This is a genomic window from Echinicola jeungdonensis, assembly GCF_030409905.1.
GTDB lineage: Bacteria > Bacteroidota > Bacteroidia > Cytophagales > Cyclobacteriaceae > Echinicola > Echinicola jeungdonensis.
In genome coordinates this window covers 1,284,458-1,297,842 of sequence record NZ_JAUFQT010000001.1, presented here as the reverse complement: position 1 = coordinate 1,297,842, position 13,385 = coordinate 1,284,458, and the positions used below count along the sequence as shown (strand labels likewise).

The following is a 13,385-nucleotide window of genomic DNA, read 5'->3' as shown; positions in this document are numbered from 1 at the left end:
ACCCGCTTTTCAACCAGTAACTTCAATTCAATCCCTAATGGGGTTTGTAGGAAATCACAATTCAAACCTCCCCGGGTAAGTACCCGGGGTTAATTTTGTTGAAGTCACAACTGGCTTCCAGCTTTAAGTCTTCAACTATTGATTTAAATTAAACCTATACTGATTATAAGCTTTCTTTTCAGATGGATCATATAATGGAGAAAATTATTTCAATTTAAATCTGCCAAACTCTTCCGCACCATTTATTTTCCTTTGCCTTTTTGGGATTCCCATTCTTCAACGGCAGCCCTGACAGAACCCCATTTCAACAAAAGTTTCTTAGCGTCCTCTTCAAATAAGCCGGTTGCCTCCATGATCATTTTGGTGCCTCTTCTGACAAGTTTTTCATTGGAAAGTTGCATATTGACCATTTTATTGCCCTTAACTTTTCCAAGTTTTATCATTACAGCTGTAGATATCATGTTCAGTACCAGTTTTTGGGCCGTGCCCGCCTTCATACGGGTACTTCCAGTGACAAATTCAGGTCCGACTATCACCTCAACTGGATTTTGGGAAACTTTTGATAAAGGGGAGTTTTCATTGCAAGTAATGCAGCCTGTCAACAAACCATTTTGATGGGCAGCTTGGATACCGCCGATCACATAAGGTGTAGTACCTGAAGCAGCAATTCCTATCACCGTGTCCTGCTCGTTAAAACCGTAATTTTGGATATCCCTCCAAGCCTGATGAGTATCGTCTTCTGCATTTTCTACCGCTTTCCGGATGGCTTGATCTCCCCCGGCAATGATGCCAATTACCATATCATGAGGTACCCCATAAGTAGGGGGGCATTCAGAAGCATCCAAAATGCCCAATCTGCCACTGGTCCCAGCGCCAATATAAAATAACCGCCCTCCCTTCTCCATTCGGGGAACGATTTTTTCTATTAGTTTTTCAATCTCTGGCAAGGCTTTTTTTACCGCTATAGGAACACTTTGATCTTCCTGGTTAATGTTGGAAATAAGCTCTCCAACACTCATGTTTTCAAGATTATCGTAGTAGGAACTGCTTTCGGTAATGCTCATGGGTTTGCTTGATGGAATAAGGTGAGACCTGCAATGGGGGATTCGATAATAATATTGGCATGGATATCCAGATCAGCGGCCGCCTTTCTCAATATATCACTGTTGTAATGGGCAATTGATCCCACAAAATTGACTTTTTTCTGGGTATGGTTTGGATATTTCTGAACATGTTTGGCAAAGAAATCCTTAAAGGCTTGGTAGACGAGGTTATAGCAATAAGGATCTGCTTTATGCTGGGTGATAAACCGACAGAAGCTAGCCATATAACGACCTGGAAAGGGCTTTTGATACACATTTTCCAGAATTTGAGTATAGTCCAAAGCGTAATGTTCCTTTACCTTTTCACTGATATGGGCTGGCATTTCTTCATAAATAAAATCCTTTAAGAATTGTTTGCCTATATAGGCACCTCCTCCCTCATCCCCTAAAATAAAACCTGGGGAAGGCCTGCTGTTTATTATATCTTTACCATTATAATCGCAGCTGTTGGAGCCAGTTCCCAAAATACAAGCAATGCCAGCTTCATGCCCGCAGGTGGACCTTGCTGCTGCCAGTAAATCATGCTCCACAAAAATCACGGCCTTTTTAAATTGCTTTTGTAAGGCCTCCTTGACCAAAATTTTGTTTTTGATATTGGAACAACCAGCCCCATAATAGTAAACTGACTTTATTCCTTCCTCGCTTTGATGAAAAAAATCCTCTTGTAAGGAGCGGGTGATGTCCTCTTGGTCTTGGTAATAAGGGTTGAAGCCAAGACCGCGGTATTGAGAGATTTGTCCTTTGGCATCAATGACCCTCCAATCTGTCTTGCTGGCTCCGCTATCTGCAATTAAAATCATGATTTTATATCAAACGCCCTACCGGGGCAAATTTATTAAATACATTTTCATTATGAGGGGCGTCCTTGAGCTCATCGGTCAAATCTTGCCCAGCCCAATGTTCATAATGTTTTCCAAACTTCCATAACCTGGAAGCACTTACATCATACACCATGCCTTTGTAGGCAATCCAGATTTCAGGTTTGTCCTGTCCATTTCTTAATGCCAGTTGTTGTCGGGTAATTCCCTTCATTTTCAGTAAAGTTTTAACTGGGCATTGATCCACCTTTCGGGGATTTCCCCCCTTTGGGCTGTTTGATAGTCCTGATAGCTGCAAGGAATGATGGTACCCCGTTCAAATTTTTCCTTGTTGGATTGAGGGATTTCCATCCACCATTTCCCACTGAGTTTACTTTTGAAAAACACCAATGTGGAAGGCTTGGAGTCCAGGGAAACAGTGTATTTGGTGTAATCATTGCTTTTAAAGGAAAGGCTATCTTTTCGGTGATAAAAACCTTCAATAAAATACCATACCATTGTTGCTATTACTGAAGCTGTTTTTTTCCTTTGGTCATCATAGCTAGGTTGGTATCCATAAATGCCTATGCTGCTTAATTTTTCGTTCATTCCTGCAAACCAGGCAATTTGACAGGCTTCCTCCGCAGTAAGCCCGAAGGGTTGGGCATCAGATGCTCCAGGGGCATCCGCCGATTGGATGGCCGAAATATCAAAGCTTAGCAGATCAGCATTTCTGATTAAGGGCTCTACTTCTTTAAAATTGTCCCTCAGAGCTCCAAGTCTGACATGATCGAAATAGAGTTTTTCCATTACATTGACCAAATCCCTGTCAGTCAAGAAGCTTTGATAGGCAAGCTGGGTATAATTAAAAAGAAAGTTAGGTTGATGGAGAATAATATCCTGGGAATGGACTTCAAAAGGCATCCCTTCATCATCCATATCAATTTTAGCATCCACAGTGAGCATGCTGACCAGTTTTTTCATTCCCTCATAGGATAAATACTGTCCGATATCCACATCATGGGAACCGCCAATATAAATGGGCAATATTTGTCTTTCCAACAAATATTCTCCAATCGACTGGATCCGGAGGTAAGTTTCCTGAAGGTCTATCCCATTTCTTATATTGCCCAGGTCTGCAATTTTGTAATGAGCCAAGCCTTTTTTTAACTTGAATAATTTTTTTCGAATTTCATTGGCTGCTTCGGGCATGGTTTCCGCCTCCCCTTGTCCCCTGGATTCCTGGATGCCTACCAAGGCTATCTGGATGCCTGTCAGGTCAGGAAAAAGCTCTCCATGATAGTTGATATGGGTGAAAAAAGAATTATGAGAATGTTTTTGTTGGGTGATAGTTTCAGGAACAGGGTCAAAGAATAATTGTAAATCCATAAGTGTTGTTTTGGCCCGGCAGTAATCCAGGAAATATCGATGGTTTTATTAATTGTTATTTGGCAGTCTAAGGAATGTAAAATATGTTCCCTAGGAAAAAGCCGAATCCTGATCAAAAATAATTAAAAAATAAAGAGGAAAATAAAAAGAGCCTTGCTTTTGCAAGGCTCTTTTGGGTTTAACCACCGAAATCATCAAACCTGATATTTTCTTTAGGGACACCCATGTCATCCAACAGCTTAAGTACTGCGGAGTTCATCAATGGAGGCCCACATAAGTAAAATTCAACCTCATCTGGCTCTGGATGGTCTTTCAGGTAGTTGTCATAAAGCACCTGGTGGATGAATCCTACATAACCATCTCCTTCTTTATCATCCAGGGATTTTTTGATTTTCCAGTTGTCTTCCGGAAGCGGCTCGGAAAGGCCTACATGGAAACTGAAATTAGGGAATTCCTTCTCAATATTTCTGAAGTGAGGAACGTAGAAAAGTTCCTTTTTAGAACGTCCCCCGTACCAGTAAGATACTTTTCTGTCGGTCTTTTCTGTATGGAAAAGGTGGAAGATATGTGATCTCAAAGGAGCCATTCCAGCACCACCACCAATATATATCATTTCTCTATCTGTAGGGTTGATGTGGAATTCCCCATATGGACCTGAAATGGTTACTTTATCTCCAGGTTTTCTTGAGAATACATAAGAGGAGCAAACCCCAGGATTTACATCCATCCATTTATTATTGGCCCTGTCCCAAGGTGGAGTGGCAATACGGATGGTCAACATGATGATGTTTCCTTCTGCAGGATGGTTGGCCATAGAGTAAGCACGGAACAACTCTTCATCATTTTTCATGACCAAATCCCACAAACCAAATTTGTCCCAGTCACTTTTATACACATCGTCTGGGTGACCAAGGTCAGGATGTGGGGTGATGTCAATATCCTTAAAATTTACGGTGATTTCAGGTACATCAATCTGGATATATCCACCGGATTGGAAATCCAAAGTTTCCCCTTTAGGTAATTTCACCACAAATTCCTTGATAAAGGTGGATACATTGTAGTTGGAAACCACTTCGCATTCCCACTTCTTGATACCAAAGATTTCTTCAGGAATACGGATGCGCATATCCTGCTTCACTTTTACCTGGCAGGAAAGTCTCACATTGCTTTTTTGCTCGGAACGGCTTAAGTGTCCTACCTCGGTAGGTAACACTTCTCCACCTCCCTCTTCAATGGTACACTTGCACATGGCACAAGTACCACCACCGCCACAGGCAGAGGGAAGGAATATTTTTTGGCCGCCAAGCGTGGAAAGAAGGGTGGATCCGGCAGAAGCTACAATTGGATTGTCTTCGTCTCCATTGATGACGATTTTAACATCTCCAGAAGGCACCAACTTGGATTGGGCAAAAAGGAGAATCAAAACGAGTAGCAAAATTATCAAAGTAAATGCTACAATCGAAGAAATGATTACTGAACTCATTTAATAATGTTTTTCTAGTTCTCTCTCAGTATGGTAAGCCCCTTATTTGGGGAGTACAAATATATTTATTATTCCATAAAAAAGGCCAAGTAGTGGCCAAATTTTAACTTTATTTCTGATGAATGGAATATAAGCTTGAATTAATTTTTTAAAAGGTTCAAAAGGGTAGTTAATCTGCCTTTCAGTTCCCTCCTGTCTACAATAAAATCAAGGAAGCCATGATCCAAGACAAATTCAGAACTTTGGAAGCCTTTGGGGAGGTCCTTGCCAATGGTCTCTCTGATCACTCTAGGGCCTGCAAAGCCAATCAAGGCCCCAGGTTCTGCGATATTAAAATCCCCCAACATGGCATAGGATGCGGTTACGCCTCCCGTGGTTGGGTCCGTTAATAAGGAAATATAAGGAATGCCTGCTTCATCCAACAAAGCCAACTTGGCAGAAGTTTTGGCCATTTGCATCAAGCTAAATCCAGCTTCCATCATCCGGGCACCTCCAGATTTGGAAATCATCATAAAAGGAATTTTATTTTTCAGGGAGTGGTCAATGGCCCTGGCAATCTTTTCCCCAACAACAGAGCCCATGGAACCGCCAATAAAATTGAAGTCCATACAGGCAACAACCAGATCCAAACCGTTCATTTTGCCAACTCCAGTGCGGACTGCATCTTTGAGGGAGGTTTTTTCGATAGTAGCTTCAATCCTTGAGGTATAAGGCTTGCTATCTACAAAATGAAGGGGGTCGCCGGAAGTCATATTTTTATCCAGCTCCTTGAATTGGTTGTCATCAAACAATATTTCAAAATATTCCTTGGAGCCGATTTTTACATGATAGTCATCATCTGGGCAGACATATGCGTTGTTTTTGAGCTCCCGGGTATGAATGATGTTACCCTTCGGTGTTTTAAACCAGAGGCCATCAGGGGCATCTTTTTTTTCTTGGGTGGAAGTTTTTATTCCAGCGTCTTTTCTTTTAAACCAAGCCATAAAATTGTGCGTTTTGACTGAAAAATTTCTTTTCAGAGACTACAAATTTATAGGTAATATCCGGTAAATAAAACGAATTGTTTGTTTCTCATACTTCGGGTCCGTTTTCCTTGAATTTTTCCTGCTTTGCTTGATCCATCAAAACCCTGGTTTTAGGAAGGGAAGCAGGGTATTTTTCCTGAATAAAACGGACCATTTCCTCCCTCACCAAACAGCGCAAATCAAATGCTGTCGGGCTGTCCTTGGCACTCATTAAACAACGTAGTTCAATGGTGCTGGGTTTTACATCGGTGACCTGCAGGACCTGTACCTTTCCATCCCATAATGGGGTATGGTCCAGAATCTGTTTCAGTTTTTCCTTAAGTTCATTGATGGGAATGGTATGATCCACATATAAGAATACTGTTCCCCAAATGGTTGCTGTGGTTCGGGTCCAGTTTTGGAATGGCTTTTCTAAAAAATAATAAATGGGCAAAACCAGTCTCCTTTGGTCCCAGATACAAACCACCACATATGTGAGATTGATCTCCTCAATTTTTCCCCACTCCCCCTCCACAACAACCACATCATCGATCCTGATGGGCTGGGTAAAGGCAATCTGAAAACCAGCCAAAAGATTGGCAATGGACTTTTGGGCAGCAAGACCAATGATAATGCCCGCCACTCCTGCTGAAGCTAATATGCCTTGCCCTGCTTCCCTGGCGACATCAAAGCTCATTAAAATGACTGATAGGGCCATAATGACAATGACCAATATGGCTATTTTCCTCACAAAACTAATTTGTGTATAAATCCGCCTTTCTTTTAGGTTATCGGCTTTGTCCAGGGTGTAAAAATCCAAAAAATAATATTTCAGGACATTGGACAGTTCTATCAATATCCAGGAGAAATTAATAATAAATAGGATTCTAAATACCTTGTTTCCACTAAAAATAGCCCATTCTTCAGGTGAGAACAAGTGTTCTGTCAGTGGAAAGATCACAAAGAAAAGCCCCCATTTTAAAGCATTGGACAATTTGCCAAGGGATTTTTTTCCCCCGGGGGTCTTTGGTTTGTAAACCAACCTTGAAAGAGGTTTAAAGGTAAGCCAGATCAAAATATGGCTCAATACCAATAAAGCCAATGTAGTAAGCAAAAAGATAAACTTTTCATTCATCATGGTTTGGAATTAAAATTTAAAATCTGATTTGTGGTATTTCGGGCAAATAAAATGGGGATTCCTGGTGGTTATTTTTAGGAACAAGGGTAGGGCAATTTTTTGTTTTGCTTTTGGTCAAGGACCTGTTGGAGCCAAAGGAAGAAACCTACTGAATACCATTATTAAATAAAAATTTAGGTCGTACCTTTGCCCAAAAGCAATTATAATATAGCAATCGGGAACAATAAATCCAATAAACAACATGACATTATCCGTTTTACTGCTCCTTTCCGGGGCCATTTTGTTGGGGGCATATTTTATATATGGCAAGTATGTCTTTAGGAAGTTCAAAATTAGCAATAAGAACTTGCCTCCTTCCCATGCCCTGAAGGATGGGGTGGATTATGTCCCCAGCCGGCCTATAGTTGTTTTGGGACATCATTTTGCCTCAATTGCTGGGGCTGGCCCGATAGTAGGGCCCATAATAGCCATCACATTTGGCTGGGTGCCAGCGGTGATTTGGATATTGGTGGGTGGAATTTTTTTTGGAGCAGTACATGACCTGGGAAGTCTGGTGGCCTCCATGCGAAACGAGGGAAAATCCATTGGTACTATTATCCAGAATAATATTGGACAAAAGGGTAAACAGTTGTTTATGCTGTTTAGCTTTTCAACCCTGATTTTAGTGATTGCTGTATTTGCAGATATCATTGCCCGGACTTTTATCAATAATTCCGGTGTTGCTTCCGCCTCCATTTTGTTTATAGGCTTGGCGATTATTTTTGGTTTTATCAACAAGGCAGTGGCCCAAAAGAAAACCCTTTTTGTAATAGCTTCGGTCATAGGAGTGGTGCTGATGTACTATTTTGTGTATTTGGGGATGCAGATACCTTTCCAGCTGGATTACCAGATATGGCTTTATATTTTGTTGGCTTATGCTTTTGTGGCATCGGTCACTCCTGTTTCATTTTTGTTGCAGCCCAGAGATTATCTGAATAGCTTTTTATTATATGGGTTGATCATTCTGGCGGTGGCAGGGGTGATTTGGGCAAACCCTGAAATAAAAATGGATAGCCAGGTCCATGTTTCAACGGAAAATTTGGGATATTTATTTCCCGTTTTATTTGTTACCATTGCTTGTGGGGCTATTAGTGGTTTCCATTCCCTGGTGGCATCAGGTACCACCTCCAAACAGATTAATAAAGAATCAGATGCCAAGGTAGTGGGATTTGGCGGGATGTTGATTGAATCCTTTCTGGCGATAATATCTGTAGGTGCAGTCATTGTAATCAGCCGGGAGGAATATTTAGCCAATTTGACTTCCCTGGGCCCGGTCACCATGTTTTCGAATGGATTGGGGGCCATGATGAGCTCACTTGGAATTTCTGAGGGATTGGCCGTGAGTTTTGTGGCATTAACGGTTTCTGCATTTGCACTGACCACCTTGGATACTTGTACCAGACTAGCCAGATTTACCTTTCAGGAATATTTTGAAGGAATGAATATCCCGGTGGGGAAGGGGCTTTCCAATAATCGGTATCTTTCCACAGGAATTGTAGTGTTGCTTTCCATCCTTTTGATCAAATCTGGAGGATTTACTACACTTTGGCCTATTTTTGGTTCAGCAAATCAACTTCTGGCAGCTTTGGCTTTATTGACCGTTGCGGTGTGGCTAATCCGTAAAAAGGTAAATGCATCTTTTGTGTTGATTCCTATGTTTTTTATGTTTTCAGTTACCTTAACTTCTTTGGGAATATTTGCCTGGAAAAATTTTCAGGAAAATAGTTATGTGTTGTCCATACTTGCTTCTGTGTTGTTTGCACTATCTGTAGTGTTGATTGTTTTGGCAAAAAGAAGTCTGGAACAGGAAGAAAAAGCCCCGGATAAGCTAACCGTTTAAAAATAAGTGTTTGGAATATTTACATTTGTATAATATTTGCAGGTGAAAACTGATTAAAATTAGATATTAAAATTTCCCAATCTTTTAATTGGGCAAACTCCTACATATGAGAAATAAATTATTACTGTTCTTAAATGGATTAGCGATCATTTTCCTTGTTTCTTCCTGCGATTTGGGGCCGGATGAAAACTTGGAGGACCAGCCTGATATAAGGGCAGCAAAAAGGGCTCCGGGGGTTTCTGCAAATGACCTTCTATCTGCAAATGATTTTAACAGCGTCCAACTTGAAATCCAATATATGGAAGGATTTCGGCCTACGGAGGAAATGGTTGATAAATTAGGAAACTTTTTAATAGGGTTGGTAAATAAACCCCTTGGAATAGAGGTTATTGTACAGGAAATTGGTGGTTTGGATCAGGAAAAATATTCTGTTCAGGAAATCAGACAAATTGAGGATGAAAACAGAACAGCTTACAATGTGGGTGAAAAATTGGGGGTGTATGTGCTGATCTTGGACGGGTATTTTGATGAGGACACAGGTACTGAATACAGTCTTGGAGTAACTCATAGAAATACCTCCGTCGCCTTAATGGGAAAGCGGATTTTTGAAAATTCAGGTGGTTTCGGAAAACCCAGCCGGGGAAAGCTGGAGTCCACCGTAATGCAACATGAAATTGGCCATCTTTTGGGTTTGGTGGATTTGGGAACTCCCATGGTAATAGATCATCTCGATGAAGATTATCCGGGTCATTGTGATAATGAGGATTGCTTGATGTACTGGGCGGTACAAACCCGGATTATTAATTTAAGGGAGGATGTTATCCCAGGCCTTGGAGAAAACTGCCTTAACGATCTACGCGCCAATGGAGGGAAGTAAGGGTTGCTGTGAGAATTAAAATTTTAGATGAGTGGGGTTACTTATTAAATACAGTTGACCGTTTTGATATCCAGGCTTTAGAATTTGGAAATTTTTTTTTAAGCTATTTACCTGTGAAATAAAATAATTTTTTTGGTTCAAAATTTTCCTTTCGATATCTGGGGTCTCAACATTTCCGAAAAAAATGATATTTAAAATATTAGAGGGTAAGTTGGGGAAATATCACAAACTCCTCAATTAATTCTTAGGGTTTGGTACGATGTATTACTGGATACTTTTTAAAAAGAATAAAGCTAAGCATTTAATGCTTGGAAAAAACAAATGAAAAATCGATTACCAATTTACTCTTTCACTTCCTCATAATCCACATATTCACCTGCCTGGATATTATTGGAGGTTTTTTGGTTTTGGTTTTTAGGGATATAATCTACCTTGATTTCCCCTTCCTTTCTTTGCTTCCTGGTTTCTTCCTGTTGGGCTTCATTCACCTTATTTATAAAAACTTTGAATTTACTTTTCAGGAAAAACCGCAACAAGCTTGAGAAAATCCAAGACAAGGCAATGGAAATTAAAATAAATTTGAGAATCAATCCCATATGTTATTGGTTTATTTAGGACAGTTTACATGGCCAGATAAAAGGCCATGTAAACTGCTTTTTTTGTTATCTACTTAAATACAGGTTCCTTTCAGAATAAATCCTTAGGAAATAATCATCCATCAAATCATCAATGAAGTAGATGGCTTCTCCGGTTGATTTCATTTCAGGTCCAAGTTCCTTATTAACATTAGGGAATTTATGGAATGAGAAAACCGGCTCTTTGATGGCATAACCATTTTTGTATGGTTTAAATTCAAAGTCGGTTACTTTATTTTCGCCCAGCATTACCTTGACGGCATAATTCACATAAGGTTCCCTGTAAGCTTTACAGATAAAAGGTACGGTTCTGGAAGCTCTTGGGTTAGCCTCAATTACATATACCTGATCATCCTTGATGGCAAACTGAATATTTATCAGCCCTTTTGTTTTCAAGGCGAGAGCAATTTTTTCCGTATAGGTTTCGATTTGTCTTACCACCAAATCGCCCAAATTGTATGGAGGCAATACCGCATAAGAATCCCCCGAGTGGATTCCCGCTGGTTCGATATGCTGCATGATGCCTATGATGTACACATTTTCTCCATCACAAATTGCATCCGCTTCAGCCTCAATTGCACCTTCTAGGAAGTGGTCAAGGAGGATTTCATTATCAGGGATGTCTTTTAAAACCTCTACTACATGTTGTTCAAGTTCCTTTTCGTTGATTACAATTTTCATCCCTTGACCGCCCAATACATAGGAGGGCCTTACCAAAAGTGGGAATCCAATTTCCTTGCACAATTCTAATGCTTCATCAGTATTGTGAATAGTGCCAAATTGTGGATAAGGAACATCATTTTCCTTCAAAAGGCTGGAAAATTCTCCCCTGTCCTCGGCAAGGTCAAGTGCATCGTAGCTGGTACCTAAAATCTTGATGCCATATTTTTCCAGCTTTTCTGCAAGCTTAAGGGCAGTTTGCCCACCTAACTGAACAATCACCCCTTCAGGTTTTTCTTGTAGTATGATTTCGTAGATATGTTCCCAGAATACCGGTTCAAAATAAAGTTTGTCCGCCACATCAAAGTCCGTAGAAACCGTTTCAGGATTGCAATTGATCATGATGGTCTCATAACCACATTCCTTGGCTGCAAGGACACCATGTACACAGGAATAATCAAATTCAATTCCTTGACCCACCCGGTTAGGTCCGGATCCCAATACGATGACTTTTTTATTATTGGAAGGAACAGACTCATTTTCATCTCCGAAGGAGGAATAGTAATATGGGGTTTGGGCCTCAAACTCCGCTGCGCAGGTATCCACCAATTTGTAGATCCGCTTAATGCCCATTTCCTCTCTTCTTTTCTTAAACACTTCACTTTCAAGGCATCCTAACAAGTGGGCAATTTGTCTGTCGGCATAACCTTTTTGCTTGGCGATCATCATCAAATCCTTAGGAATGGATTCCAAGGTATATTTGGCCAAGGTAATGTCCAGGTGAACGAGTTCTTCAATTTGTTTAAGGAACCATTTGTCAATCTTGGTAAGATCCTGAATGGTCCTAAAGGAAATGCCTAATTTGAAGGCATCATAAATATGGAATAACCTATTCCAGCTGGGGTGTTCCAAGCTATACAAAATTTCATCTTGCTTGGTAAGCTCTTTTCCATCTGCGCCCAGCCCATTTCTTTTGATTTCAAGTGATTGACAGGCTTTCTGCAAAGCTTCCTGGAAATTTCTGCCAATCCCCATCACTTCTCCAACGGCTTTCATGGAAAGGCCTAATTTTCTGTCCGATCCTTTAAACTTATCGAAGTTCCAACGAGGGATTTTTACAATTACATAATCGATAGCAGGTTCGAAGTAGGCAGAGGTGGTCCCTGTAATGGAGTTTTTCAATTCATCCAGGTTATATCCAATGGCCAGTTTTGCTGCTACTTTGGCGATAGGATAACCTGTAGCTTTGGAGGCCAATGCAGAAGATCTAGATACCCTTGGGTTGATTTCAATACCGATGATTTGCGAGTTGTCTGGGCTAACAGAGAACTGAACGTTACATCCCCCGGCAAAATTACCGATACCGTTCATCATCTTGATGGCCTGGTTTCTCATCTCCTGATAAACAGTGTCAGGAAGGGTCATGGCAGGGGCCACGGTGATGGAATCTCCAGTATGGACTCCCATAGGGTCAAAGTTTTCGATCGAACAAATCACGATCATATTTCCTTTGTTGTCCCTAAGCACCTCCAACTCATATTCTTTCCATCCCAGAATACTTTGCTCAACCAGGACCTCGTGAGTAGGAGATGCCTTAAGCCCGCTCATCAGGGCTGTTTCAAATTCTTCTTCTTTTTCAACAAAACCTCCACCGGTTCCTCCTAGGGTATAAGATGGTCTGATGACCAAAGGGAATCCGATTTCCTGGGCAATTTCTTTTCCCTGTAGGAAAGAAGTTGCCGTTCTACCTATACAAACCCCAACGTTCAATTTCTCCATCAGGGCTTTGAATTTTTCCCTGTTTTCGGCAGTCTCAATGGCATCAATATCCACCCCGATCATTTTAACATTGTATTTGTCCCAAATGCCTGCCTTATCGGCTTCAATAGCAAGGTTCAGGGCAGTTTGTCCACCCATCGTGGGAAGCACACAATCAATATCCGGGTGCTCAGTGAGAATTTTTATGATTGATTTTTTCTCTAAGGGAAGCAGGTAAACATTGTCTGCTGTAACCGGATCGGTCATAATTGTGGCCGGGTTAGAGTTGATCAGGGTCACCGTGATACCCTCTTCCCGGAGTGACCTGGATGCTTGGGAACCTGCATAATCAAATTCACAGGCTTGGCCGATTACAATTGGACCACTTCCGATAATCAGTACATGTTTGATGCTTTTGTCTTTAGGCATGCTTAAGAGAGGTTTTGTATAAGATTTTTACTTATGGCTAAATTGGTGCAAAATTAAGGAAAATATTGAAACTAACATCCCAAGAATTGGATTTATCACGATGAAATAAAAAGATATTTGTGAGAGGGGCTGCCAAAGACTTTATGGCCATTTTTTTAATGGAAATTTTATTAAAAAGAAAGGGAAATAAAAAAGCCAAGGCTGAAATAGCCCTGGCCTTTATTATTGGTTAA

Annotated in this window: 11 protein-coding genes; 2 read left to right on the top strand and 9 right to left on the bottom strand. The window is 40.7% G+C overall.

What is annotated here, in order from left to right; translation table 11 throughout:
• Positions 1 to 242 precede the first annotated feature (242 nt).
• From murQ to QWY93_RS05465, 7 genes are all read right to left on the bottom strand, one after another.
• Positions 243 to 1,064, bottom strand: a complete 822-nt coding sequence (murQ, locus tag QWY93_RS05495) for an N-acetylmuramic acid 6-phosphate etherase (protein ID WP_290247169.1) — start codon at positions 1,062 to 1,064, stop codon at positions 243 to 245.
• Positions 1,061 to 1,903, bottom strand: a complete 843-nt coding sequence (locus QWY93_RS05490; RefSeq protein WP_290247168.1) for an N-acetylglucosamine kinase — start codon at positions 1,901 to 1,903, stop codon at positions 1,061 to 1,063. Before QWY93_RS05490 ends, murQ begins: the two co-directional genes overlap by 4 nt.
• 4 nt (positions 1,904 to 1,907) lie before the next feature.
• Positions 1,908 to 2,135, bottom strand: a complete 228-nt coding sequence (locus tag QWY93_RS05485) for a cytochrome b5 domain-containing protein (RefSeq protein WP_290247167.1) — start codon at positions 2,133 to 2,135, stop codon at positions 1,908 to 1,910.
• Positions 2,136 to 2,137: 2 nt separating this feature from the next.
• Positions 2,138 to 3,289: a formimidoylglutamase gene (locus tag QWY93_RS05480; RefSeq protein WP_290247166.1), complete on the bottom strand. Its 1,152-nt coding sequence runs from the start codon at positions 3,287 to 3,289 to the stop codon at positions 2,138 to 2,140.
• A gap of 178 nt (positions 3,290 to 3,467) precedes the next feature.
• The gene (nqrF, locus tag QWY93_RS05475) at positions 3,468 to 4,772 is read right to left on the bottom strand and encodes an NADH:ubiquinone reductase (Na(+)-transporting) subunit F (protein WP_290247165.1); all 1,305 of its coding nucleotides are present in this window, start codon (positions 4,770 to 4,772) and stop codon (positions 3,468 to 3,470) included.
• Between the two features lie 140 nt (positions 4,773 to 4,912).
• Positions 4,913 to 5,755, bottom strand: a complete 843-nt coding sequence (gene accD, locus QWY93_RS05470; protein WP_290247164.1) for an acetyl-CoA carboxylase, carboxyltransferase subunit beta — start codon at positions 5,753 to 5,755, stop codon at positions 4,913 to 4,915.
• A gap of 88 nt (positions 5,756 to 5,843) precedes the next feature.
• Positions 5,844 to 6,914 (bottom strand): mechanosensitive ion channel family protein, encoded by a 1,071-nt coding sequence (locus tag QWY93_RS05465; protein ID WP_290247163.1) that lies wholly within the window; start codon positions 6,912 to 6,914, stop codon positions 5,844 to 5,846.
• Between the two features lie 241 nt (positions 6,915 to 7,155).
• On the opposite strand from QWY93_RS05465, the gene QWY93_RS05460 reads away from it, so the two are divergent.
• Together QWY93_RS05460 and QWY93_RS05455 are read left to right on the top strand one after the other, a co-directional pair.
• A complete protein-coding gene (locus QWY93_RS05460; protein ID WP_290247162.1) occupies positions 7,156 to 8,793 on the top strand; it encodes a carbon starvation CstA family protein in 1,638 nt (545 codons plus the stop codon).
• Positions 8,794 to 8,899: 106 nt separating this feature from the next.
• On the top strand, positions 8,900 to 9,670 hold the full coding sequence (locus tag QWY93_RS05455) for a zinc metalloprotease (protein WP_290247161.1): 771 nt from the start codon (positions 8,900 to 8,902) through the stop codon (positions 9,668 to 9,670).
• A 341-nt stretch (positions 9,671 to 10,011) separates the two neighbouring features.
• Here QWY93_RS05455 and QWY93_RS05450 read toward each other — a convergent pair whose 3' ends face one another.
• Positions 10,012 to 10,266: a DUF4834 domain-containing protein gene (locus QWY93_RS05450; RefSeq protein ID WP_290247160.1), complete on the bottom strand. Its 255-nt coding sequence runs from the start codon at positions 10,264 to 10,266 to the stop codon at positions 10,012 to 10,014.
• Positions 10,267 to 10,332: 66 nt separating this feature from the next.
• A complete protein-coding gene (gene carB, locus QWY93_RS05445; protein WP_290247159.1) occupies positions 10,333 to 13,152 on the bottom strand; it encodes a carbamoyl-phosphate synthase large subunit in 2,820 nt (939 codons plus the stop codon).
• Between the last annotated feature and the right edge of the window lie 233 nt (positions 13,153 to 13,385).